Here is a 22,500-nt window from a genome sequence, read left to right on the forward strand (position 1 = left end):
CACGAGCGGATCGTCAGGCCGATGTTCGGGTCAGGTAAGGATCTCCGGGCAGCAGGACGGTGAAGGCCGCGCCGCCCTCCGGGGCGTGCCCGGCCGTGATCTCGCCGCCCAGCCGGCGGACCAGCCCCGCGGCGAGCGCCAGCCCCAGGCCGCTGCCCACCTTGCGCACCCCCCGGTACCGCTGGTGCAGCGCCCCGCGCTCGAAGGCCACCGCGAGGTCGTCGTCGGTGAAGCCGGGCCCGCCGTCGCGGACCTCGACGAGGCCGCCCGCCGCCGGGTCCGCGCCGGCCGGCCGGACCGCGAGCACCACCGGCGCCCCCGGGGGTACGACCCGCAGCGCGTTCTCCAGCAGCCCGTCCACCACCTGCCGGATCCGCCCCGGATCGGTGTACGCGGGCACCGGCGCGGCCGGCGCCTCCACCCGGAACGGCACGCCGACCGCCGCGCACCGGTCGGTCCAGGTGCGGGCCGCGTCGGCGGCGAGCCGGGTCAGGTCGACCGGACCGGGTTCCAGCGGGAAGTCGGCGGCCTCCAGCCGGGCCAGCGCCAGCAGGTCGCTGACCAGCCGGTCCAGGTGCTCGGACTCGGCGAGCACGGTCCGGCCGGTGGCCGGCACGGCGTCGGGCTCGATCACCCCGTCGGCCAGCGCCTCGGCGTAGCCCTTGATGGCGGTGAGCGGGGTGCGCAGCTCGTGCGAGACCGAGAGCAGGAACTCGCGCTGCCGCCCCTCGCTGGTGGCCAGCGCGGCGGCCAGCCCGTTCAGCGCGTACGCCAGGTCGGCCACCTCGTCGGGCGGTTCGACCGGCACCCGGACCGCCCGGTCCCCGGCGCGCAGCCGGGCGGCGGCGGTGGCCGCGGTACGGATCGGCCGGGCCAGCCGGCGCGCGAGGAACAGGCCGGCGACCGCCCCGGCGGCGAGCCCGGCGAGCAGCGGGAACCAGAGACTGAGCAGCACCTGCCGCCACGGCCCGTTGCGGGTCGGCCGGGCCAGCACGACGCCGTCCCCGCCGGGCAGCGCCCGCCCCTCGACCAGGGCCCGTTCGCCGCCGACCAGCCGCCGGCCCGAGACGTCCCGGCCGGCCGCCACCCGCTTCACCACCTGCGGGGGCAGGCCGGCGTGGTCGGCCTGGCCGGCACGGACCAGATACACCTCGATCTGCTGCTGTCGGAGCTGGCGGATGAGCCGGTCCCCGGCGTTGTCCCGCTGGCGCACGGCGCGGACCCGGAGCACCTCGGCGGCCAGCCGGGCCTGCGCGGCGAGCGCCTCCTGGTCGCGCCGCTCCGCCCCGCGCACCGCCAGGGGCACCGCTACCAGCGCGGTGACCAGCACCGACACCAGCGCCACGGCGCAGGTGACCAGCACCGCGCGGGCGGTCAGGGTGTGCGCGAACCGCCGCCGGGGCGGGGCCGACGGGCCGGGCCCGACGACCGGCAGCGCCATGGTGGGCTGCTCAGGCATCGGCCGCGTACCCGACGCCGCGGTGGGTGCGGATGACGCTGGCCGGGCCGAGCTTCGCCCGGACCTGCGCCACGTGCACGTCGACCGTCCGGGTGCCCGCGTGGGCCGCGTACCCCCAGACGCCGGCCAGCAACTCCTCCCGGGTGAAGACCCGGCCGGGCCGGGCCATGAGGTGCGCGAGCAGGTCGAACTCGGTGGAGGTGAGCTGCACCGGGGCGCCGGCGGCGGTGACCGTGCGCCGGGCCGGGTCGAGGGTGACCGGGCCGACCACCCGGGGCCGCTCGGCCACGGCGGGCGCGCCAGCGGTGCGGCGCAGCACCGCCCGCACCCGGGCCACCAGCTCGCGCGGGCTGAACGGCTTGGTCACGTAGTCGTCCGCGCCCAGTTCCAGGCCGACGACCCGGTCCACCTCGTCGTCCCGGGCGGTGAGGAAGATGACCGGCGTCCAGTCGCCGGCCTCGCGCAGCCGCCGGCAGATCTCGGTGCCGGCCAGGCCGGGCAGCGCGATGTCGAGCACGCAGGCCACCGGGCGCAGCCGCCGCGCGGCGGCCAGCCCGGCCGTCCCGTCCCGTTCCAGGTGTACGCCGAAGCCGTCCCGGGTCAGGTAGAGCCGGACGAGGTCGGCGATGGCCGGCTCGTCCTCCACCACGAGGACGAGCCCGCGCGGTGCGTCGTCGGCGGTCACCGGCCCATGATTACCGACGGGGGGCCGCCCGGAAGGTCAGGGGAATGTTCGGGTTCGGTAAGGAGCCGGTCAGCGGACCGGCGCGGGGCGGAACACGGCCGGGCGGGCAGCGGCCGGCGGCTCGCCGATGGTGGCGACCAGCCGCTCCGCGGGGGTCCGGAGCCGGGTCCGGAAGGCGTGGTTGAGCAGGGCGTCGAGCTGCCACACCTGCTTCGGGTGGTGGGTCCGGATGAGGAACCGCTCCCGGACCCCGTCGATCGCCGTGGCCGCCAGCTCCAGGCTGTGCGCCCGGGGGTCGGGGCTCCAGGTGACGTTGCTCAGCTCGCGCAGTTCGGTGTTGAGGTGCAGGCGCAGCCGGTGCAGCACCCGCGTCTGCCGGGTGACCACCAGGCGGCGGTGGGTGAGGAGCATCAGGTAGTCGCCGCCGATCGGGTGGTCCGGACGGCTGCACCGGGTGACCAGGATGGTGGCGTCACCGGAGCCGACGCACCGGCGGAAGACCGGCATGTGCCGGCTGACGGTCTGGGTCGCCAGGCCGGTGTCGGCGGCGGCCGGAAGGAACGTTCGCGAGAACACGTCCATGCAAGATGCAACGAGCAGGTGAGCGGGGGTGATATGGGTCACTCCCGATTTCTGGAACTTCCACCCGTGCAAATCGCACCCGCGGTGCGACATCCGCGCCGGTCAGGCCGGCGGGTCGGCGAACACCTCGCCCAGCCAGCCGGGGACGGCGGCGGCGTACTCGGCACGGGCCGGGTCCGGGGTGGCCAGGGCGCGCCGCCAGGACAGCGACCGGCTCACCGTGGTGACCGTCATGGCCAGGCCGGCGGCCTCCCGGAGGGCGGCCCGGTCGTGGCGGTCGGTCCACGCCTCCAGGTAGGCGTCCCGAAGCCGGCCCAGCACCGGGTCGCCCGGCTTCAGACCGGCGCCGTACGCCACGGAGTTGAGCGTCACCAGCAGGGTGCCGAACGGGTGGGCCACCGAGGCGTCCCCCCAGTCGAAGAAGCGGTAGCCGGCGTCGGTGGCGAAGACGTTCCCGTCGTGCAGGTCGTCGTGCTGCACGCTGGCCGGTACGCCGAACTCCGCCAGGCGGCGGCAGGTCGCGGCGAACTCCGGCCGGTGCGCCCGCAGCCGCGCGTGCAGTTCCGGGGTCAGCCCGTCCGGCTCGCCGAGCAGCAGGGCGTCGGAGTCGTCGAGCAGCCGGTCGAGGAGTTCCGGCATCACCTCGGGGCGGTGGTCGGGCACTCCCGCGGCCAGCAGCCGGTCGACCCGGGGCGCGACCGCGACCTGGAGCGCCGCGTACGCGGGCAGCACCCGTTCCCAGTGCGTGAGGTCCCCGGCGAGCACGTCGCGCAGGCTCGGGCCGCCGTCGGGCAGCAGCGACCAGCCGCGCGCGGCGTCGACGGCGAGCGGGTCGAGCACGGTCCCCGGGGCGAGCCGGGCCAGCTCGGCCAGGAGGCCCGCCTCGTAGCGGGTGCCCGGGTTGTTGGCCTTGAACCAGACCGGACCGGCGTCGGTGGGCACCCGCCAGACCAGCGACCAGGGGCGCACCCGGGGCTCGACCGGGCCGGTCACCCGCCGGCCGTGTCGGCCCAGGGCGTCACCGATCCAGGCCAGCGCGGCGTCCCGCCACTGCGGATCGGACCACTCGGGTGTCGTCACGGTGCGCAGGCTAGGCGCTGGCCCTGACGTCAGCCAGCGAATTCAGAGCAGCTCGACGATGGTGGCGTTGGCCATGCCGCCGCCCTCGCACATGGTCTGGAGGCCGTAGCGGATCCCGTTGTCCCGCATGTGCTGGAGCATCGTGGTCATGATCCGAGCGCCGGACCCGCCGAGCGGGTGGCCGAGCGCGATGGCCCCGCCGCGCGGGTTCAGCCGCTCCGGGTCCGCCTCGGTCTCCGCCAGCCAGGCCAGCGGCACCGGGGCGAACGCCTCGTTCACCTCGTACACCCCGATCTCCTCGATGCCCAGCCCCGCGCGGCGCAGCGCCTTCGCGGTGGCCGGGATGGGGGCGGTGAGCATGGTGACCGGGTCGTCGGCGGCGACCACGGCGGTGTGCACCCGCGCCAGCGGGCGCAGGCCGTGCCGGCTGGCCCACTCGCTGGTGGTGACCGCGAGCGCCGCCGCGCCGTCGGAGATCTGCGAGGCCGAGCCGGCGGTGACCACGCCGTCGGCCTTGAACGGGGTGGCCAGCTCGCCGAGCTTGGCCAGCGAGGTGTCCCGCCGGATGCCCTCGTCGGCGGTGAACTTGCCGCCGTCGGCCAGCGCCACCGGGGCCAGCTCGGGGTCGAACGCCCCGGCGTCCTGCGCGGCGGCCGCCTTCTCGTGGCTGGCCAGCGCGAACTCGTCGAGCTGCGTGCGCGAGAAGCGCCACCGCTGCGCGATCAGCTCGGCACCGACGCCCTGGTTGAACGGGAGCGCGCTGTCCTCGGCGACGCCCTCGACGCCGCGGTAGCGCTCCAGGATCGCCGGGCTGAACGGCATCCCGCCGGCCACGCTGGAGCCCATCGGCACCCGGGTCATCGACTCGACGCCGCCGGCGACCACCAGGTCGGCCTGGCCGGAGAGCACGGTGGCGGCGGCGAAGTGCAGCGCCTGCTGGCTGGACCCGCACTGCCGGTCGAGCGTGGTGCCGGGGACCGACTCGGGCCAGCCGGCGGCGAGGACGGCGTTGCGCGCCACGTTCCACGACTGCTCGCCGACCTGCGACACGCAGCCCCAGACCACGTCGTCGACGTCGACGGGGTCGATGCCGGTCCGCTCGGCGAGGGCGCGCAGCACGTGCGCCGAGAGGTCGACCGGATGCACGCCGGCGAGGCTGCCCTTGCGCCGCCCGACCGGGGTCCGTACCGCACCGACGATGACCGCGTCACTCATGTCTACTCCCCGGTAACCTGGCTTGCCCCGATACTACGTGCTGACCCGACCGGTCGTCCTCCCCCGGTTCCGCGCCGCCCGGCTGGCATGCTGGGGCGGTGACTCCACAGTCGTCCCCGGCCCGGCAGTGGCGGGTGCCGCCGGTGCTGCCGGCGGTCAAGGCGCTAGGCGCGCTCGTCCTGGTCGCGCTGGGCCTGCTCTTCGCGGGCCAGGACCGGGTCCAGCTGGTGCTCGCCGGGCTGGCCGCCGCCGGGCTGCTCGCCTGGGCGCTGCGCGACCTCGTGGCGCCGGTCCGGCTGGCCGCCGACCCGGAGGGGATCACCGTGATCCAGGGCTTCGCCCGTCGCCGGCGGCTGCCCTGGGCGGCCGTGGAGGCGATCCGGGTGGACCGGCGTACCCGGCGCGGGATCACCGCCGAGACGTTGGAGATCGACGCGGGCGAGTCCCTGCACCTGTTCGGCCGCTACGACCTGGACGCGCCGCCCGAGGAGGTCGCCGCCGCCCTGGAGACCGCCCGCACCGCCGCCCGCTGAGGCGGGTCAGCCGGTCAGCGCGGCGGTGCGGACGAGGACCAGCCCGAGCAGCGCCACCAGCAGGATCGCCCCGCCAGCGACCTGGAAGGCGGTCCGCCGCATCCGCGGGGCGTACGCCAGGACCAGGGCCATCAGCGCGCCGACCACGAGCCCGCCGAGGTGCCCGGCCACCGAGATGCCCGGCACGGTGAACGTGAAGATCAGGTTGATCACGAGGATCGGCACGATGGCCGAGGTGTCCCGGCCCAGCCGGCGCATGATCACGAAGATCGCGGCGAAGAGGCCGAAGATGGCGGTCGATGCCCCGACGGCGGGCGAGTTGGGGGCGCTGAACAGGTAGACGGCGACGTTGCCGCCGAGCCCGGCGATCAGGTAGAGCGCCAGGAACCGCAGCGGGCCGAGCACCGCCTCCAGGGTGCGGCCCAGCACCCAGAGCGCCCACATGTTGAGCAGCAGGTGCACCACGCCGTAGTGCAGGAACATCGCGGTGACCAGCCGGTACCACTCGCCCTCGGCCACGCCGCCGATGGTGCCGTCGCTGAAGCGCGCCAGGCCCAGCACCGCACCCCAGTCGGTCAGCGGCGTCGAGCCGCCCATGAGGCCGCCGAAGCCGGACCCGCCGGCGGCCGCGTCCCCGCCCCGGTCGGAGGTGATGGACAGAATCATGACCAGCACGTTCAGGGCGATCAGGGTCTTCGTGACGTAGCCCTGGCGGCCGGCGGCACCGCCTCCGAAGGCGGTACGCGCCGGCCGCACGCTGCGGCGTCCCTCGCTGACGCACTCCGGGCACTGGTGGCCGACGGACGCGTCCCGCATGCACTCCGGGCAGATCGGCCGGTCACAGCGGGTGCACCGGACGTAGGTCTGCCGATCGGGGTGCCGGTAGCAGACCGGAGTGGTCGGCGCCGGCCCGCCTGTGGCGTCACCTGCCTGCCCGGAGCGCTCAGTCATGCGAGCAAAGGTACCCGCGTGACGCTCAGGCCGGCTTGCGCTCGATCTCGACGCGCTCGATGACCACGTCCTGGAGCGGCCGGTCGCTCGGGCCGGTCGGGGTGTTCGCGATCGAGTCGACGACCTTCGCCGACTGCTCGTCCGCGACCTGACCGAAGATGGTGTGCCGGTTGTTCAGGTGCGGGGTCGGGCTCACCGTGATGAAGAACTGCGAGCCGTTGGTGCCCGGCCCGGCGTTCGCCATCGCGAGCAGGTAGGGCCGGTCGAAGCGCAGCTCCGGGTGGAACTCGTCGGCGAACTTGTAGCCCGGGCCACCGCGACCGGTGCCGGTCGGGTCGCCCATCTGGACCATGAATCCGCTGATCACGCGGTGCGAGATGGTGCCGTCGTAGTACGGCCCGCTGCCCGGCTGGCCGGTACGCGGGTCGATGTACTCGCGGGTGCCCTCGGCCAGCTCGACGAAGTTGCGGACGGTCTTCGGCGCGTGGTTCGGGAAGAGCTCCAGCCGGATCGGGCCAGCGTTGGTGTGCAAGGTGGCGTAGACAGCCTCGGCCACGGGTACTCCTCACTCGTTGGTCAGTTCCATGCGGATCCTCCCATGTGCCCGATCTGGCCATGCGGAGGCATCCGAAGGTGGAGGATGACGGAGGAACAACTCCCAGGAGGTGGGACCGTGTTTGGAATCGGGCGGCGTAGGACCCAGGGCCAGCTCGCGAAGGCGGAGCTGAACCAGGGCATCGGTCACCTGAGGCAGGCCGCCGCGCACGCGGCGAAGGGTGCCGGCGCCACGGTCGGCCCGCGCGTCCAGGCAGCCCGGGGCGCCGTCGTGCCCACCGCGATCGTCGTCCGGGACCGGGCGTCGAGCGGTGTCGCATCGACGGCCGCCGCACTCGCGCCGCTGCTCATGGCGATGCGCAACGCGCAGGCCGACGCCGCCGGCAAGGCCCTGACCGGCCGGAAGGCCGCCACCGCCAAGCAGGCCGCCATGAGCAAGAAGGTGAAGGCGAAGAACATGAAGGCCGCGAAGAAGAAGCAGAAGAAGTCGCGCGGCATGACGACCGGCCTGCTGCTCGCCGGCACGGTCGCCGGCCTGGCCGGCGCGATGGCCATGCGGCGCCGCCGCGAGCAGCAGGAGTGGGCCGAGTACGACCCGGCCGGCAAGCTGGAGCCGATGCGCGAGGACGTGGACACCATCGTGGTGGAGACCCCGGACGCGACCGCGAAGGTGACCGACGCGTCCACCATGTCCAGCAAGTCGGGCGTGGCCGGCGGCCCGACCGGCGCCGGCAGCTCGGCGGTGGCCGGGGGCGACAGCGCCTCGACCACCACCCCGGGCACCCAGCCCAAGATCCACCCGAACGACAAGGTCCCCTCGGTCGCCGAGGGCGCCCGCGACGTCTCCGGCCGCCCGGCCGACGACGTCACCAAGGCGATGCAGAACGGGAAGAACTCCGCCAAGGCCAGCGGCCGCCGCTGACCCGCACGGTCACGGAAAGCGCCGGCGCGCGCGGGTACGCCCCGCGCGGCCGGCGCTTCCGTCTGCGGACGGGCTACAGCCAGCCGTTGCGGCGGAACCAGCGGTACAGGACGAACGACAGGCCCAGGTTCACGGCCCAGATGCCCGGATAGCCGTACGTCCACTTCAGCTCTGGCATGTTCTCGAAGTTCATGCCGTAGATGCCCGCGATGGCGGTCCACACCGCGCCGATCGCCGCCCAGGCCGCGATCTTGCGCATGTCGTTGTTCTGGTCGACGGTGACCTGGGCCAGCCGCGCCTGGAGGATCGAGTTGAGCAGGTCGTCGTAGGAGTTCACCTGCTCGACGGTGCGGCTGAGGTGGTCCTGCACGTCCCGGAAGTAGCGCCGCACCTCCTGCGGCACCTCCCGGTTGACCTGCGAGGTGAGGGTGAGCAGCGGCCGCTGCAACGGCACCACGGCCCGCTTGAACTCCACCAGCTCCCGCTTCATCTGGTAGATCCGCTGGATCCGCCCGCTGCTCTGCCGGTCGAAGACGTCCGCCTCCAGCACGTCGAGGTCGTCCTCAAGCCGGTCGGCCACCTCCAGGTAGAGGTCCACCACCCGGTCGGTGACCGCGTACGCGACGGCCCACGGGCCGTGCTCCAGCAGGTCCCGCTTCGCCTCCAGGTCGGCGCGGACGGGCGACAGCCGGCAGGCGTCCCCGTGCCGGACGCTGATGAGGAAGTTCGGCCCGATGAAGAGCATCACCTGGCCGGTCTCCACCACCTCGGAGTTCTCGGTCAGCTCGGTGTGCTCGCAGTAGCGGGCGGTGCGCAGCACGAGGAAGACCACCTCGCCGAAGCGCTCCAGCTTGGGCCGCTGCTCGGCCTTGACCGCGTCCTCCACGGCCAGCTCGTGCAGGCCGAAGGTGGCGGCGATCGCGCTCATCTCCTCCAGCTCCGGCTCGTGCAGGCCGAGCCAGACGAAGCCGTTCCGCTCCTGACGGGCGGCGGCAAGGGCGTCGGCGTAGTGCCACTCGCCCGGCTGGCGCTCGCCGTCGACGTAGAGGCCGCAGTCGACGATCCCGCTGCGGCCGGGGTCGGCCGGCCGGGGCGTACGGGGGGAGCCGTCGGCGTTGAGGATGCGCGACATGGCGCGGACCGGCGCCGCCCAGGCCCGTGGTCTGGGCGCCCGGTCACCGTTCTGCCCGGCGCTGCGGTCGCGTGCCACCCGGTCCGTCATCTCGCCCCCTCTCCACGAAGCTGCGGCTTGCAGGTTACGCCGGTCAGCGCGGGGCGCAGCGCGGGCGAACGCGGCACGGGCGACCGGGCTGCGACCCGCGTCACACCGGGCAGGAGACGGTGACGGCGCCGGGCGGGCCGGCCGCGTCAGGGGGGTGAGGGGCGACACGGCCCACCCGGCACCCATTGGGGGCGGGAGTTCTGCTGCGAGCGCCGACGGTCCGGACCGGGGCGGCCCGGCGGCTGCCGGTCGGCGGGCCGGTCACCGGCGAGACCTGAGCGGCGCTCGCAGCATTGTGGGCCGCCGGCCGGCCCAGCGGGAGACCCGGGCCGGCCGGTATCGCCGTTCTGTCAGAAACCCGACAGAAAATCAGCCGCGGACGGCCGCCATGGCCTCGGCCAGCCGCCGGACGCCCTCGTCGATCCGGTCCGCGGTCACCGCGGAGAAGGCCAGCCGCAGCGCGTGCCGGCCGCCGTCGATCATGAAGTCGCTGCCCTTCACCACCGCCACGCCGCGCTCGGCCGCGGCCGGGGCGAGCCGGTCGACCTCCACGTCCTCGGGCAGCTCCACCCAGAGGAAGTAGCCGCCGTCCGGCTCCACGAACCGGGCCTCGGGGATGTGCCGGCGCAGCGACTCGGCGAGCACCACGGCACGCTCGCCGAGCGCCGTCCGCACGGTGTGGATCGACCGCTCGATCTCCCCCGACACGCAGAACTGGTGCACGATCGCCTCGGAGACCATGCCCGGCGAGATGTAGAGGTTGGTGGCCCGCTTGGCGATCGTCGCGATCACGTCCGCCGGGCCCACCAGGTAGCCGACCCGGACGCCCGGGCAGACCGTCTTGGTGAAGCTGGAGGCGTGCACCACGACGCCCCGGGTGTCCATCGACAGCATCGAGGGCAGCGGCTCGCCCCGGAACCGGATGTCCGCGTACGGGTCGTCCTCGAAGATCGTGAAGCCGTACTCGGCGGCCAGGTCGAGCAGCTCGCGACGCTTCTCCAGGGAGAGGGTCACGCCCGCCGGGTTCTGGTAGTTCGGGATGACGTGGGCCAGCCGCGGCCGGACCCCCGACTCCAGCAGCTTGCGCAGCTCGGCGGTGTCCAGACCGTCCGGCTGGATCGTCACACCGTGGATCTCGCCGCCCATCTGCTGGAGGTTGAGCAGCGTCCGGTCGTACGTCGGGCGCTCGACCACCACGGCGTCACCCCGCCGGACCAGGTGGTCGAAGAGGAACGCGTCGGCCTGGAGCGAGCCGTTGGTGATCAGCACCTGGTCGGCCTCGACGCCGTGCTTCTCCGCGACCCACTTCCGCAGGGGCGGGTAACCGACGGAGGTGCCGTACGCCGTGATCCCGGCGGGGTCGGCGTCGAAGGCGCGGACGGCGGCGGCCTTGAGCCCCTCGACATCGATGATGTCCAGCGAGGGAGCGCCACGGGCGAAGGAGATCAGCTGCTCGGCGGTCATGCGCACGAGCCTAGGGCCTGGTCCGGCGGGTCCGACCGCCATACACGCGAAGTTCAACATGCGGGCGGCCGCTCCGTCCACCAGGGCCGACGGAGATCCGAACCGGTTTCACGGCTGTCTACCATCCGACCGGAAGCTGGCGCCGGGAACACCGGCCGCCGAAGGATTGCGGGTCGCGGCAGACCCGGGGAGACAGGTGGTGAGGCTCGTGACCGAGGACGAGGCCGGACGGCTCGACGACCAGCAGTTCGCGCAGTGGCTGGCCGGCCGGGCGGGCGAGGCGCTCACCGCGCTGCGGGACCGGCAGGGCTTCGCGGACCCGAAGGCGCTCAAGGACGCCGGTGACCGCGCGTCGCACGAACTGATGACCGCGGCGCTGGCCCGCTGGCGGCCCGCGGACGCGGTGCTCTCCGAGGAGGAGGCCGACTCGCGCCGGGCCTGGGCGGACGGCGAGCGGGCGCCCCGGCACGACGCCGACCGGGTCTGGATCATCGACCCGCTGGACGGCACGCGGGAGTTCTCCGAGGCCGGCCGGGACGACTGGGCGGTGCACGTGGCGCTCTGGCAGCGCTCCGCCGCCCCGGACGGCGCCCTGGTCGCCGGCGCGGTCGGCATGCCGGCCCGCACCACGGTGGACGGTGACCAGCTCATCCTCGGCACCGGCTGCCCGACCCCGAAGGCCGTCGAGGGGCCGATCCGGATCGCGGTGAGCCGCAGCCGCCCGCCGGCCTTCGTCGGTGAGCTGGTCGAGCTGCTCGGCGCGCAGGCCGTCCCCATGGGCTCCGCCGGGGTCAAGGTGTGTGCCGTGGTGACCGGTGAGGTCGACGCGTACGTGCACGCGGGCGGCCAGTACGAATGGGACAGCGCCGCCCCGGTGGCGGTGGCCCTGGGCGCCGGGATGCACGCGTCCCGGATCGACGGGTCGCCGCTGCGCTACAACCGGGCCGACCCGCGCCTGCCCGACCTGCTGGTCTGCCGCCCCGAGCTGGCCGACCAACTGCTCGACGCGATCGCGCGCACCGGGGTCGAGATGCCCGCTTCGGCCGTTACCGACACCCCGGGTGGGGCGTTCGGCTGAGTGTTGGGGTACGCACGGCCCAGGTGAACGGAGGCTATCGTCGGTCGGAATGCACGTCCGACCTGAGCCCCGAGAGATGGGCCGCCGCCAGCCAGGGAGGGTCATGCCGGCCGAGCGAGACCAGCACAACGCCTTCGAACAGCCGACCGGTCTCTGGCCGGGGCAGGACGTACCGCGCCAGCAGGGCGCGCCGTCCCTGCCCTGGCCCGAGGCCGCGCCGCCGGTGCCGCCGGCCGAGTCGCGGTCCGGCCTGCCCTGGCCGGAGACCGGGCCGGCCGACGGTCACGCCGACCCCCGGTGGGCCGGCGCCGACCGGGGACACGCCTGGCCGGCGCGGCAGGCCGGCCCGGCCGAGCACCCCGACTGGGCACCACAGGACGCCGGCTGGGCCGCGCACGACGGGCCCGGCGACCGGGCGCCGCAGGCCGGGGATGCCGGCTGGGCGCCGCAGGCCGGGGACCCGGAGCGGACCCTGCACGCCGGTCCGGTGGGCCTGGCGCCGCAGACCGCACCGGTCGGGCAGGGCGGCTGGGGGCCGGCGGCCGGTCCCGGCCCGGAGGCCGGTTGGGCCGAGGGCGCGCCCACCGCCACCGCCACCCTGCCCGGGCCGTCCCCCGAGGACATCTGGGCCGAGCCGCGTACCGGAACCGGTGGCGCCGGCCAGCCGCCGCCTCCGCCCGTCGCGCCGGTCCCGACGCCGCCCGGGGGTTCCCGGCGCCGCTGGCGGGTCGCCATCGCCGCGGCCCTCGTGCTCGCCGTCGCCGGCGGCGGCGTCGCCGTGGCGACCATGCGTCCCGACGAGACCCGGCAGGCCGGCGAGGCGCCCGGCACCGTCGCCCCGGCGCAGTCGGCCGGCCCGAGCGGCGCGGCCACGCCGGGCGCGCCGAGCCCGAGCGCCGAACAGGGCCTCGGTGGCAAGCCGGCCGTGTCGCCCTCGGCCTCCACCGCCGTCCCGGGCTTCGCCGGGACCCGGCTGACCCTGCCCGGGGCGTCGATCGGCGTGCAGAACGGGGAGACCTTCGGGCAGGCGCTGAGCCGCTCCGACCGGACCTTCGGCAGGCTGCGCATGGCCCGCGTCTTCTTCCCCGGGCTGCCGCCGGCGTGGAACGGCAGCCGGGCCGACGTGGTGGACCGGACCGTGGTGGTCTCCTTCAAGGCGTCCCCGCAGGAGATCAACTCCGGCAAGTACGACTCCCGGCTCGCCTCCTGGTTCGCCTCGATCCCGCGCGAGCACAACGTGTACTGGTCGTACTTCCACGAGCCGGAGGACGACGTCGAGCGCGGCGCGTTCACCACGGCGGCGTACCGGACGGCCTGGAAGCGGGTCGCCGGTCTGGCCAACCGGGCCAACAACCCGAAGCTGATCAACACGCTGATCCTGATGTGCTGGACGCTCGACCCGAAGTCCGGGCGTAGCTTCGACGCCTTCTACCCGGGCGGCGACGTCATCGAGACGCTCGGCTGGGACTGCTACAACTGGGGCGCCAAGTGGAAGCGGTACGCCTCGCCGCAGGAGATCTACGGCGAGATGATCAGCAAGTCCAAGGCGCTGGGCAAGCCCTGGGGCGTCGCCGAGACGGGCAGTGACCTGGTGCCGGGCGACTCGGGCAGCGGCCGGGCGACGTGGATCCGCTCGATGACCGGCTTCCTGAACGGCCAGCGGCCGGAGTTCGTGGCCTACTACAACCAGGTGGTCAGCCAGGGCGACTTCCGGCTGCTCGACCAGCCGAGCATCCAGGCGTGGAAGTCCTTCTGCGTGGCCTGACCCCACGCACGGGAACGGGCGGGCGACCGGCTGGTCGCCCGCCCGTTCCGCGTACGGCTCAGATGCCCCGGCCGCGCTTGTGCAGGGTGCGCAGGACGCGGTCGGCCTGCACGGCGCGGCTCGCCACCGCCAGCGCCAGGTAGGCGCGGGGCTCCCGCGGGTTGCGGGCCAGGGTGCGCCGGGCCCAGCGCACGGCGTCCCGCCGGTTGCCCATGGCCGCCTGCGCGAAGGCGATCTGCCCGGCCACCCGCGCCTCGCCGTGCGGCACCGTGGCGAACTCCGGGTAGCGGCGCAGCAGCCACTGCAACGCGGTCGAGATGGTCTCCCAGCGCTGCGCGAAGTACGACCGCTTGTGCCAGCGGACCAGCACGTACGGGCTGTCCACGTTGACCAGCGGGGCGTACCGGGCGGCGCGGAGCAGGAACTCGTAGTCCTCCGCGTAGCTGCCCGGGATCTGCTCGTCGACCAGCCCGATCGCGTCGAGCAGGGCGGCCCGGCGGATCAGGAAGGTGGACGGGTGCAGCTCGGTGAGCCGGTCGCGGAGCAGCGCCTCCAACGACACCCGGGACCGGTCCAGCGAGCGGTCCACCGTGCGGTCGTCGTAGCTGACCCGGATGCCGCAGCTGACCAGCGCGCCGTCCGGGTGCACGTCGAGCGCGCCGAGCTGGGCGGCGAGCTTGCCCGGCAGCCACTCGTCGTCGTCGTCGCAGAACGCCACGAGGTCGCCGGTGGCCGCCTCGATGCCGGTGTTGCGGGCCCCGGCCAGCCCGGGGCTGCGGGTGTTGGTGATGACCCGGACCCGCCGGTCGCCACGGTCCAGCTCCAGCGACCGGTCCGGCTCGGACTGGTCGTAGACCACGATGACCTCGATCAGGCCGGGGTGGGCCTGGCTGAGGATCGCGTCGAGCGCCGCGCGCAGCAGCTCCGGACGGTCCCGCGTCGGTACGACGACCGAGATGCTCGGCCCACTCATGCTTTCTCCACGGACTCGTCGGATCCCCGCTGGCCCAGGTAGCCGTAGCGGACTCGGAAGGGGAGCGTGGCCAGGCTGACCACGGCCCGGCTGCGGCGCGGCAGGCGGCTCCGCCACGCCTCGTCGCGCCGCACGGTCAGCGGCCCGCCACTGAACCGCAGCGGGTTGCCGGCGATGCTGTGCGCCCGGAAGGGGGCCGCCGGAGGATCCGTGAGGACGCGCAGCGCCTCCGGGTCGTCCGGCAGGCCGGCGAACTCACGCAGCCGGCGGACCGTGCCGGCCGGGTCGGCGGTGAAGTCCTCGTAGCGCAGCCGGAGCACCTGCGCCCGCGCGGCGAGCAGGTGGAACGCGGCGTTCTGCGCGGTCCACAGCTTGCTCACCTCGAACGGCGAGAAGGTCGGCATGAAGTCCTCGCCGTCGACCACCTCGGGCCGGCGCACCTGCTTGCCCCACGAGTACGCCACCGCCCGGCTGTCCCGCACCAGGTGCAGCACCCGCAGGTCGAGCCCTTCGGCCCAGCTCAGCGCGAAGGCGAGCGAGGCGTGCTTGCTGGAGTCGACCACCACCCGGGCGCCGGTCGCCGCGAGGGCGGCCCGGTAGATGCGGGTGTAGAGGTCGGCGTAGCGCCGGACGTCGGCGAGCTGCTCCGGGGAGAGCGAATTCTTCGCCAGGCGGGGGATGTGCCGGGTCCGGTCGACCCGGTCCTTGAGCGCCAGCACGTCGTCCCGGTCGACGGCGGACCAGCCACCGAAGGCCTGCTCACCCACCTGCCGCCAGAACGGGCAGGCGGTGAAGCGTTCGCCGCAGCCGCACCGCTCGTCGGCGCCGAGCGCCCGCTCCCACAGGTGCACCACCTCACCGACCGCGCACACGTCGGCACTCTGCGCCAGCAGCAGCTCCAGCAGGGTGGAGCCGCTGCGGCCGAGGCCGCCGACGAAGAGGACGCGAGGCTGACCCGTCTCCGCGGCGCTCACCCGCGCCGCCCGCCGGCGCGCTGGCGTACCCGGCGGGCCACCAGGTCGTCGATCACCGCGCCGACCCGGGCCACGGCCTCGGCGCGCGGATCGGGCCGACCCGGGTCGGCGGCCAGGACGAACCGGGCCGGCTCGGCCAGGCCCTCGTCGAGGGCGGCGACCAGGTCGGCCTCGGTCTCGCAGAGCCGCACCATGCCGGCCGCGCCCAGGCGCCGGGAGAAGAGCTGCTGGTGGTTGTCGACGTGCTCGTCGTGGGTCGGGTCGCGGGGCACCACGATCGGCAGGTGGCCGGTGCGCCGGGCCTCCGTGATGGTGGCCGGGCCGCCGTGGCTCACCACGAGCGTCGCCTCGGCCATGGCCCGCTGAAGTTCCTCGTGGCCGAGGAACGGGGTGGCCTCGGGCAGCGCCGGGGTGCGGCTGTGGCCGTACTGGAGGACGAGGCGCACGCCGGGCCGCCCGGCGTGCCACCGCTCCAGCCAGCCCACGAGGCGGTCGAACCGGTGCACGTCGGTCCCGACGACGACCAGCACGTAGGGGACGGTCCGCCGGTCACGCTGCCGGGGGAGTTCGAAGGTCACAGCAGGTTCCCCACGACGGTCGCCTCCGGGTACATGCGGCGCTGCTCCTCCCACTGCACGAGCATCGCGGAGAGGAAGGGACGGCAGAGCCGGGCGGTCAGGGTCGCGCTGTCGATCCGGTCGTAGACCTCGATGTAGACCGTCGGGATCCGGCGCAGCCGGGCCGCGACCACGAACGGCAGGGCGACGCCGGCGCCGGTGGTGACCACGGCGTCGACCCGGCGCCGGCGGATCACCTTCAGCGCGAGGAAGGCGTTGCGGACGAGGTTCGGGACGTTACGGGTGGTGGGGTGGTGGGCCCAGACCACGTCCTCGCCGTCGAGCAGCGAGCGGGCGTCCGGGGTGTCGAAGGTGACCCACGCCCGTCGCCGCTCCCGGTACCAGGGCTCCAGCGCCAGGAGCTGGGCCAGATGCCCGCCGCTGGAGCCGACCAGCAGAACCTGCCCCGAGTCGTCGGTTGACCCGCTCACCAAAACATTCCTCCCCGTAGGCCGCGACCACGTCCGGATCTTCGTGAATGACCCTTGGACGCGTCATGACAACCTACTGGCGCGGGGGTGGCCAACTGAAGGGGCCATTGGACGGATCCCCACCCACCGGTCGGGTCACCCCGCGAATCCCGTCGCCGGGATCCGGCCGGGCGTGCGACCGCCGAGGTCAGCCGGGTCACGACCGGCACGACGGGCCGGGCCAACCAGGCGAGCCGGGATGTGTCAGGATTCCGTCACCGCTCCGCACAGGGCCGGCGGCGACGCCGGCCACGGGGGCAGGTCGGGCCCCATGCCGGGAAACCCGCCGAATGGCCAGCGCCGATCGGCCATATCTACGCGGGCTGCCTACACCTGGGCAGGCTTACCGGAACGTGTGCAGACTTTCCCTCATCGTTCGGATCGGGGACACTCAAGGTCACGGTCAGGTCCAGCTGTGCCGTGGACTGCCCGGCTCGGTCGAAAGGGAGCGACAGACTCTGATGCCCTCACCCCATTTGGCCGAGAGCGACTCCGACGGTCTTGCCCTGATGGCCTACCTGGGCTGGCTGCGCCGCCGTTGGTGGATCCTCGTGCTCGCCGCGGTCCTCGGCCTGGCCGGCGGCCTGGCGGTGAGCCAGCTCCAGCACGCGCGCTACACGTCGGGCACGTCGCTGCTGGTCCGCCCGCTCAGCGCCGGCGCGGAGAGCAATCCCAACGCCAAGGTGAACCTCGACACCGAGGCCCAGGTGGTCCGCTCGCTGGTCGTGGCCGAGCGGGCCAAGGGCCTCATGAAGGTCGACACCGGTGCCGACCAGCTGGTGAAGTCGGTGACGGTCACCGTCCCACCGAACAGCCAGATCCTCCAGGTGGCCTACGAGGCGGACAGCCCCGCCCAGGCGCAGGCCGGGTCGCACGCCTTCGCGCAGGCCTACCTCGACCTGCGCAAGGCCACCGCGCAGAAGGCGCTGGAGAACGAGACCACCGCGCTCAAGCAGCAGATCGCCGACGTGAACAAGCAGCTCAGCGCGGTCGCCGGCCGGATCGCCGCGGCGCCGGCCAACAGCCCGGAGCGGGAGCGCGCCGAGGCCGACCGGAACGTGCTGACCAACCAGCTCACGTCGCTGAACAACCGGCTCAGCCCGCTGCTCTCCGCCGAGAACGATCCGGGCGAGATCATCTCGGACGCCCGGCTGCCGGAGAGCCCCAGCTCGCCGAACCGGACCCTGAACCTGGCCAGCGGCATGGGTGCCGGCCTGCTGCTCGGCATCGTGCTGGCGCTGGTGCTGGACCGGCTCGACACCCGCATCCGCCGGGGCCGCGACATCGCCGACCGCGTCGGCCTGCCGCTGCTGCTGGAGCTTCCGGCGCGTACCCCGTCGCTGACCGTGCTGCCGGCCACCCACAAGATCTCCCGCGAGCTGGGCCGGCTGCGCAACGTGCTGCTCTCCGCGGTGCCCGAGCCCGCGCAGGCCGGTCGGGGGCGCCAACTGCTGCTGTGCGACGGCTCGGCCGGCACCGCCGCCGGGTTCGTGGCGGCCAACCTGGCCGCCGCGTACGCCCGCACCGGCCAGCAGGTCGCGCTGATCACCACCAAGCCCGACTCGGCGCTGAGCGCCATCACCGGGGTGGCCGAGGGCCGGCACAACCTCGCCTCGGTGCTCCGCCGCGACGTGCCGGCGCTCAAGGCGCTGGCCCCGCTGCCCGGCCTCGGCCAGCTCCGGGTGCTCGTCCCGGGCGACCTGGACGCCGAGGTCGAGCTGCCGGTCTCCGGCCTGCTGGAGATCCTGCGCGAGCTGTCCGCGCGCTTCGACCACGTGCTCATCGAGACCGCCCAGCCGACCCTCGCCGTGGAGGCCCAGGCGCTGGGCCGGCACGTCGACGCGGTGATCGTGGTGGCCGAGAGCGGGCGGACCCGCAGCGGCGAGATCACCGCCGCGCTCCGGCAGTTCGAGCAGGTCAACGCCCCGGTGATCGGCGCCGTGCTGGCCCCGCGCCTGCCCGCGCCGGCGGCCGGCGCCACCCGCCCGGCGGCCCCGGCCAACCGGCCCAAGCCCCGGCCGGGCCCCGGCCCGTCCGCCGAGTCCACGATGGTGCTGCCCCGGATGCACCCGTCCGCGTCGGGCGCCTCCGGGTCGGCGAAGCCGTCCGCACCGGGCAAGGCGTCGGCCCCCGTCAAGCCGCCGGCGCCGGGCAAGCCGCTGCCGCTCAACGGCAGCGGCGGCACCTACCGGTCCCGGGGTGACGGCGACGGCCGCAGCTACGCGCTGGACTCCGGCGAGGACCTGGGGTGAACCGCCGGCAGATGCTCCGCGCCGCCCTCGCACCGGCCGTCGTGGTCGCCTTCGGCACGGCCTGCAGCGAGCCCGAGCCCGAGGCGGGCAGCGTCGACGTGGTCGACCCGGGCAGCGCCCCGGCGACGCCCGCGCCGAGCCCGACCCCGAGCCTGCCGGCCGGCCCGCTGACCGGCGCGCCGGTCAGCGCGGCGCCGCTGGCCGGCCGCCAGGCGGTCGCCGTGCCGCTGCGGGTCAGCCCCTCGACCACGCCGGCCGGGCTGGACGCGGCCGACCTGGTCTACGCCGAGTTCGCCGAGTCGGACACGCTGCACCTGACCGCGGTGTTCCACTCCCGTGACGCCGCCAAGATCGGTCCGGTCGCCGAGATCCGTCCGGTCGACATCCGGTCGGTCGGCGTGCTGCACCCGGTCGTCGGCTACGCCGGCGGCCCCACCGGCTTCCTCACCCAGTTCGAGAAGTCCGGCCTGGCCGGGGTCACGCCCGACGACGGCGACGCCATCGACGACGGCTACACCTCGACGGCGGCGCTGCTCAAGGCCGCGCCGAAGGGGGGCCAGCCGCCCACGCCGCCCCTCGACCACGCCACCGACGGCGCCGCGCTGGCCGCACGGGACCTCGTCCCGGCCACCGAACTGTCGGTCACCGTCTCCGGCGGCCCGTCCATGGTCTGGCGGTACGACCAGCAGAAGTCGCTCTGGGTGGGCAAGGTCGGCAGCGCCACGGTGACCGCCGCGTCGGTGATCGTGCTGACGATGGAATACCGGACGCTCGACGTGCGGAACCCGTCGCCGCGATCGCTCCCGTCGGCGAACGTCTTCGGTGAGGGCGCGGTGGTCGCGGTCTCCGGGCCGTCCAGCGCGAAGGGCCGGTGGCGCAAGCCGGGCCAGGGCATGGTCTGCACCCTCGCCGACAGCGGCGGCGACCTCCTGCACCCGCAGCCGGGCAACGCCTGGGTGATCTACGCGCCGACCACCGCCAAGGTCACCGTGAAATGAGCACCGTCACCCCGCCCCGCCCGGCGCGCGGGTCGGCCCCGGTCGGCGCGGCGGTCCCGCCGCCCGCCGGGACCCGGCTCGCGCCGGCCGTGGTGCGGCCGAAGGGCTGGTCACTGCGGTTGCCCACGGCGTGGCCGCTGATCGCGCTCTTCGTGCTCTACCCGCTGTGGTGGGCGCTCGGGGTGTCCAGCTTCGTCTTCGTCATCTTCGCGGTGCCGATGCTGGCGCAGATGGTCCGCCGGGGCCCGGTCCGGGTGCCGCCCGGCTTCGGGATCTGGCTGCTCCTGCTGCTCTGGCTGGTCCTCTCCGCCGCGATGCTCGGCCTCACCGCGCCGAACACGCTGCCGCCGGGCGGCGGCGGCCGGTACATCGGCTGGGCCATCCGGCTGGCCAACTTCGTCGGCATGACCGTGGTCATGCTCTACGTCTACAACCTGGGCGAGCGGGAGCTGTCCCGACGCCGGGTGGTCCGGCTCTTCGGGTTCATGGGCGTGGTCGTGGTGATCGGCGGCTGGCTCGGCTCGCTCTTCCCGACCCTCGGCTTCGTCGCGCCGCTGCGGTTCATCCTGCCGCACTCGATCGCCAGCCAGCCCTTCGTCGCCTCGCTCATGGACGTGAAGTTCGCCCAGGTCCAGCAGGTGCTGGAGGGCGAGGCCAGCTCGCCCCGGCCGTCCGCGCCGTTCACCTACACGAACTCGTGGGGCGAGAACACGGCGATCCTGCTCATCTGGCTGATCGTCGGCTGGGTGGTGCTGGGCAGGCCGCTGCGCCGGGTGGCCGGCGTGGCGGTCGCGCTGGCCGCGATCTTCCCGATCATCTACTCGCTCAACCGCGGCCTCTGGATCGGCCTCGGCATCTCCGCGGTCTACGTGGCCGTCCGGCTCGCCCTGCGCGGGCGGATGGTGGTGCTCGGCGGGCTCGCCCTGGCGGTCGGGCTCATCGGGGTGCTGATCGTCGCCACACCACTGGGCCGCACCTTCGACGAGCGACTCCAGAACGGGCACAGCGACGACATCCGCACCACCCTCTCCGAGGGTGCGGTCACCGCGGCCAACCATTCACCGATCCTGGGCTACGGCGGCAACCGGGCGCTGATCGGCAGCAACCGGTCGATCGCCATCGGCAAGTCCGACGACTGCAAGCAGTGCGGCAACCGGGAGCTGGGCAGCAACGGCCAGCTCTGGGCGCTGCTGGTCGGCCAGGGCTATGTGGGCGCCATCTGCTACAACGGCTTCTTCCTCTACTGCCTCTGGCGCTACCGCCGCGACCACAGTGCGATCGGCATCGCCGGCAGCCTGGTGCTCATCCTCATGCTCTTCTTCCAGTTCACCTACGGGGCACTGGAAGCCACCCTCGCCTACGGCCTGATCTCGGTCGCCCTGCTCGCCCGCAACGACCGGCTCCGCCGGGCGCTCGCGCCGGCGCCACCCCAGGGCACCGTGGCCGGGCTGCGGGCCCGACTGGAAGCAGCCGGTGACCACTGATGGTGTTCCGCGTACCACCGGACGGCGACGGCCGCTCCGCCTACCTCGGTGAGCTGGCCGGGCTGATCTGGCCCGAGCCGGCCGAGCCCGCCCTGCGCAAGGGAGGCGCCGGCTGGGTGGTGGTGCCCTCGGCGTCCCGCCCCCGGCTGCTGGTGCCCACCGGCTCCGGCCGGGCCGCGGCGAGCGCGGTCCGGCACTCCACCGAGGCGGTCGGCCGCAAGGCCCGGCTGGTCCGGCAGGGGCTGGCCACCGCGTTCCGGCTCGGGCTGGGGCCGCTGGTGTTCCGCGACCGGCTGGTGGTGACCGGCGGTGGGCTGGACGCGTACCTGGCCGAGGTGCTGGGCGAGCGGGCGCTGGTCAGCCTGCACATCGGGCCGGCCCGGGCGAACCGCAAGCCGGTGCTGCAACTGCTCGCCCCGGACGGCCGGGCCCTCGGCTACGCGAAGCTCGGCGTCGACCCGCTGACCCGTGCCCTGGTCGACGCGGAGGCGGCCGCGCTGCGCCGGCTGGCCGACCTGCCGCTCGGCCCGGTCACCGTGGCCGGGGTACGCCACCACGGCGACTGGCACGGGCACGCGCTGCTGGTGCAGGAGGCGCTGCCGGTGCGGCTGCCCCGGGCCACCCCGGCCGCCGCCGAGGCGGCCGAGCGGGCGGCCATGGTGGCGGTCGCCGGCTGTCTGGGCGTACGCCGGCGGTCGTGGGCGGGGAGCGACCACGCGGCCCGGCTGGCCGACGCGGTGGACGCGCTCGGCGCGCGACCGGAGGCCGGGCGGCTGCGCGCGGCGCTCAAGACGGTCGCCGACCTGGACCCGACGGTGGCCTTCGGCGCCTGGCACGGGGACTGGAACGGCGGCAACAGCGCGGTGCTGGCCGACGGCCGGGTGCTGGTCTGGGACTGGGAGCGGTTCGAGGCGGACGTGCCGGTCGGCTACGACGAGCTGCACCGCGCGGTGCAGACCGCGATCGGCAACGACGGGGTCGAGCCGGTCGAGGCCGCTCGGGCGCTGATCGCCGGGGCGGACCGCGCGCTCGCGCCGTTCGACCCCGACGGGCGGGGCGCCGACCTGGTCGCCGTGCTCTACCTGGTGGAGCTGGCGGCCCGTTATCTGCGGGACCGGCAGGCGGAGGCGGGTGCGCGACTGGGGCACGTCGACACCTGGCTGCTGCCCGCCGTGGAGGAACACCTGGCCCGTCGGGCCCGGTGAGAGTGAGGAGTGGGGA

At 74.5% G+C, this 22,500-nt stretch carries 21 protein-coding genes; 8 read left to right on the forward strand and 13 right to left on the reverse strand.

Translation table 11 applies throughout. The features are described 5' to 3' along the window. Nucleotides 1-13 precede the first annotated feature (13 nt). The 5 genes from FXF50_RS17040 to FXF50_RS17060 all read right to left on the reverse strand — a co-directional run bounded on the left by FXF50_RS17040 (nt 14) and on the right by FXF50_RS17060 (nt 5,021). Nucleotides 14-1,459: a HAMP domain-containing sensor histidine kinase gene (locus FXF50_RS17040; RefSeq protein ID WP_148428957.1), complete on the reverse strand. Its 1,446-nt coding sequence runs from the start codon at nt 1,457-1,459 to the stop codon at nt 14-16. Further along, nucleotides 1,452-2,144: a response regulator transcription factor gene (locus FXF50_RS17045; protein ID WP_148428959.1), complete on the reverse strand. Its 693-nt coding sequence runs from the start codon at nt 2,142-2,144 to the stop codon at nt 1,452-1,454. The genes FXF50_RS17040 and FXF50_RS17045 overlap by 8 nt, the downstream gene beginning before the upstream one ends. A gap of 69 nt (nt 2,145-2,213) precedes the next feature. Next, nucleotides 2,214-2,726 carry a hypothetical protein gene (locus FXF50_RS17050; protein ID WP_148428961.1) on the reverse strand — a complete coding sequence of 171 codons (513 nt, stop codon included), beginning with the start codon at nt 2,724-2,726 and terminating at the stop codon, nt 2,214-2,216. Nucleotides 2,727-2,828: 102 nt separating this feature from the next. Then, nucleotides 2,829-3,806, reverse strand: a complete 978-nt coding sequence (locus FXF50_RS17055; protein ID WP_255510079.1) for a phosphotransferase — start codon at nt 3,804-3,806, stop codon at nt 2,829-2,831. A 42-nt stretch (nt 3,807-3,848) separates the two neighbouring features. Further along, the gene (locus FXF50_RS17060; RefSeq protein ID WP_148428965.1) at nt 3,849-5,021 is read right to left on the reverse strand and encodes an acetyl-CoA C-acyltransferase; all 1,173 of its coding nucleotides are present in this window, start codon (nt 5,019-5,021) and stop codon (nt 3,849-3,851) included. 98 nt (nt 5,022-5,119) lie between these two features. On the opposite strand from FXF50_RS17060, the gene FXF50_RS17065 reads away from it, so the two are divergent. After that, on the forward strand, nt 5,120-5,554 hold the full coding sequence (locus FXF50_RS17065; protein WP_255510080.1) for a PH domain-containing protein: 435 nt from the start codon (nt 5,120-5,122) through the stop codon (nt 5,552-5,554). A 6-nt stretch (nt 5,555-5,560) separates the two neighbouring features. On the opposite strand, the gene FXF50_RS17070 is transcribed toward FXF50_RS17065, so the two are convergent. Both FXF50_RS17070 and FXF50_RS17075 read right to left on the reverse strand, forming a co-directional pair. Beyond that, on the reverse strand, nt 5,561-6,505 hold the full coding sequence (locus FXF50_RS17070) for a rhomboid family intramembrane serine protease (protein ID WP_148428967.1): 945 nt from the start codon (nt 6,503-6,505) through the stop codon (nt 5,561-5,563). A 25-nt stretch (nt 6,506-6,530) separates the two neighbouring features. Then, on the reverse strand, nt 6,531-7,061 hold the full coding sequence (locus FXF50_RS17075) for a peptidylprolyl isomerase (RefSeq protein ID WP_148428969.1): 531 nt from the start codon (nt 7,059-7,061) through the stop codon (nt 6,531-6,533). Between the two features lie 84 nt (nt 7,062-7,145). Here FXF50_RS17075 and FXF50_RS17080 point away from each other — a divergent pair, with 84 nt between their 5' ends. After that, nucleotides 7,146-7,982: a hypothetical protein gene (locus FXF50_RS17080; RefSeq protein WP_148428971.1), complete on the forward strand. Its 837-nt coding sequence runs from the start codon at nt 7,146-7,148 to the stop codon at nt 7,980-7,982. A gap of 73 nt (nt 7,983-8,055) precedes the next feature. Here the strand turns inward: FXF50_RS17080 and corA are convergent, their stop codons facing one another. Both corA and FXF50_RS17090 read right to left on the reverse strand, forming a co-directional pair. Further along, nucleotides 8,056-9,204 carry a magnesium/cobalt transporter CorA gene (gene corA / locus FXF50_RS17085; protein ID WP_148428973.1) on the reverse strand — a complete coding sequence of 383 codons (1,149 nt, stop codon included), beginning with the start codon at nt 9,202-9,204 and terminating at the stop codon, nt 8,056-8,058. 369 nt (nt 9,205-9,573) lie between these two features. Then, the gene (locus FXF50_RS17090) at nt 9,574-10,668 is read right to left on the reverse strand and encodes a PLP-dependent aminotransferase family protein (protein ID WP_148428975.1); all 1,095 of its coding nucleotides are present in this window, start codon (nt 10,666-10,668) and stop codon (nt 9,574-9,576) included. A 199-nt stretch (nt 10,669-10,867) separates the two neighbouring features. Here FXF50_RS17090 and FXF50_RS17095 point away from each other — a divergent pair, with 199 nt between their 5' ends. Both FXF50_RS17095 and FXF50_RS17100 read left to right on the forward strand, forming a co-directional pair. After that, nucleotides 10,868-11,746 (forward strand): 3'(2'),5'-bisphosphate nucleotidase CysQ, encoded by an 879-nt coding sequence (locus FXF50_RS17095; RefSeq protein WP_148428977.1) that lies wholly within the window; start codon nt 10,868-10,870, stop codon nt 11,744-11,746. A 103-nt stretch (nt 11,747-11,849) separates the two neighbouring features. Further along, nucleotides 11,850-13,511, forward strand: a complete 1,662-nt coding sequence (locus FXF50_RS17100) for a hypothetical protein (protein ID WP_148428979.1) — start codon at nt 11,850-11,852, stop codon at nt 13,509-13,511. 58 nt (nt 13,512-13,569) lie between these two features. Here the strand turns inward: FXF50_RS17100 and FXF50_RS17105 are convergent, their stop codons facing one another. The 4 genes from FXF50_RS17105 to FXF50_RS17120 are packed head-to-tail and all read right to left on the reverse strand — an operon-like array spanning nt 13,570 to nt 16,509. Next, nucleotides 13,570-14,484 (reverse strand): glycosyltransferase family 2 protein, encoded by a 915-nt coding sequence (locus tag FXF50_RS17105; RefSeq protein ID WP_148428982.1) that lies wholly within the window; start codon nt 14,482-14,484, stop codon nt 13,570-13,572. Further along, the gene (locus FXF50_RS17110) at nt 14,481-15,458 is read right to left on the reverse strand and encodes a sulfotransferase (RefSeq protein ID WP_148428984.1); all 978 of its coding nucleotides are present in this window, start codon (nt 15,456-15,458) and stop codon (nt 14,481-14,483) included. Before FXF50_RS17110 ends, FXF50_RS17105 begins: the two co-directional genes overlap by 4 nt. Then, a complete protein-coding gene (locus tag FXF50_RS17115) occupies nt 15,455-16,036 on the reverse strand; it encodes a glycosyltransferase (protein ID WP_148428986.1) in 582 nt (193 codons plus the stop codon). The genes FXF50_RS17110 and FXF50_RS17115 overlap by 4 nt, the downstream gene beginning before the upstream one ends. Further along, nucleotides 16,033-16,509 carry a UDP-N-acetylglucosamine--LPS N-acetylglucosamine transferase gene (locus FXF50_RS17120; RefSeq protein WP_148428988.1) on the reverse strand — a complete coding sequence of 159 codons (477 nt, stop codon included), beginning with the start codon at nt 16,507-16,509 and terminating at the stop codon, nt 16,033-16,035. Before FXF50_RS17120 ends, FXF50_RS17115 begins: the two co-directional genes overlap by 4 nt. 497 nt (nt 16,510-17,006) lie before the next feature. On the opposite strand from FXF50_RS17120, the gene FXF50_RS17125 reads away from it, so the two are divergent. From FXF50_RS17125 to FXF50_RS17140, 4 genes are read left to right on the forward strand one after another with little or no spacing between them, the layout of a single operon-like run. Beyond that, a complete protein-coding gene (locus FXF50_RS17125; RefSeq protein ID WP_148428990.1) occupies nt 17,007-18,797 on the forward strand; it encodes a Wzz/FepE/Etk N-terminal domain-containing protein in 1,791 nt (596 codons plus the stop codon). Further along, nucleotides 18,794-19,795, forward strand: coding sequence for a DUF3048 domain-containing protein (locus FXF50_RS17130; RefSeq protein WP_148428992.1), 1,002 nt, complete (start codon nt 18,794-18,796; stop codon nt 19,793-19,795). Before FXF50_RS17125 ends, FXF50_RS17130 begins: the two co-directional genes overlap by 4 nt. Next, on the forward strand, nt 19,792-21,279 hold the full coding sequence (locus tag FXF50_RS17135; RefSeq protein ID WP_148428994.1) for an O-antigen ligase: 1,488 nt from the start codon (nt 19,792-19,794) through the stop codon (nt 21,277-21,279). Before FXF50_RS17130 ends, FXF50_RS17135 begins: the two co-directional genes overlap by 4 nt. Continuing rightward, nucleotides 21,279-22,484 (forward strand): hypothetical protein, encoded by a 1,206-nt coding sequence (locus FXF50_RS17140; RefSeq protein WP_148428996.1) that lies wholly within the window; start codon nt 21,279-21,281, stop codon nt 22,482-22,484. Before FXF50_RS17135 ends, FXF50_RS17140 begins: the two co-directional genes overlap by 1 nt. Nucleotides 22,485-22,500: the final 16 nt, after the last annotated feature.

The sequence above is a fragment of the Micromonospora sp. AP08 genome (assembly GCF_008085935.1).
Lineage (GTDB): Bacteria > Actinomycetota > Actinomycetes > Mycobacteriales > Micromonosporaceae > Micromonospora > Micromonospora chersina.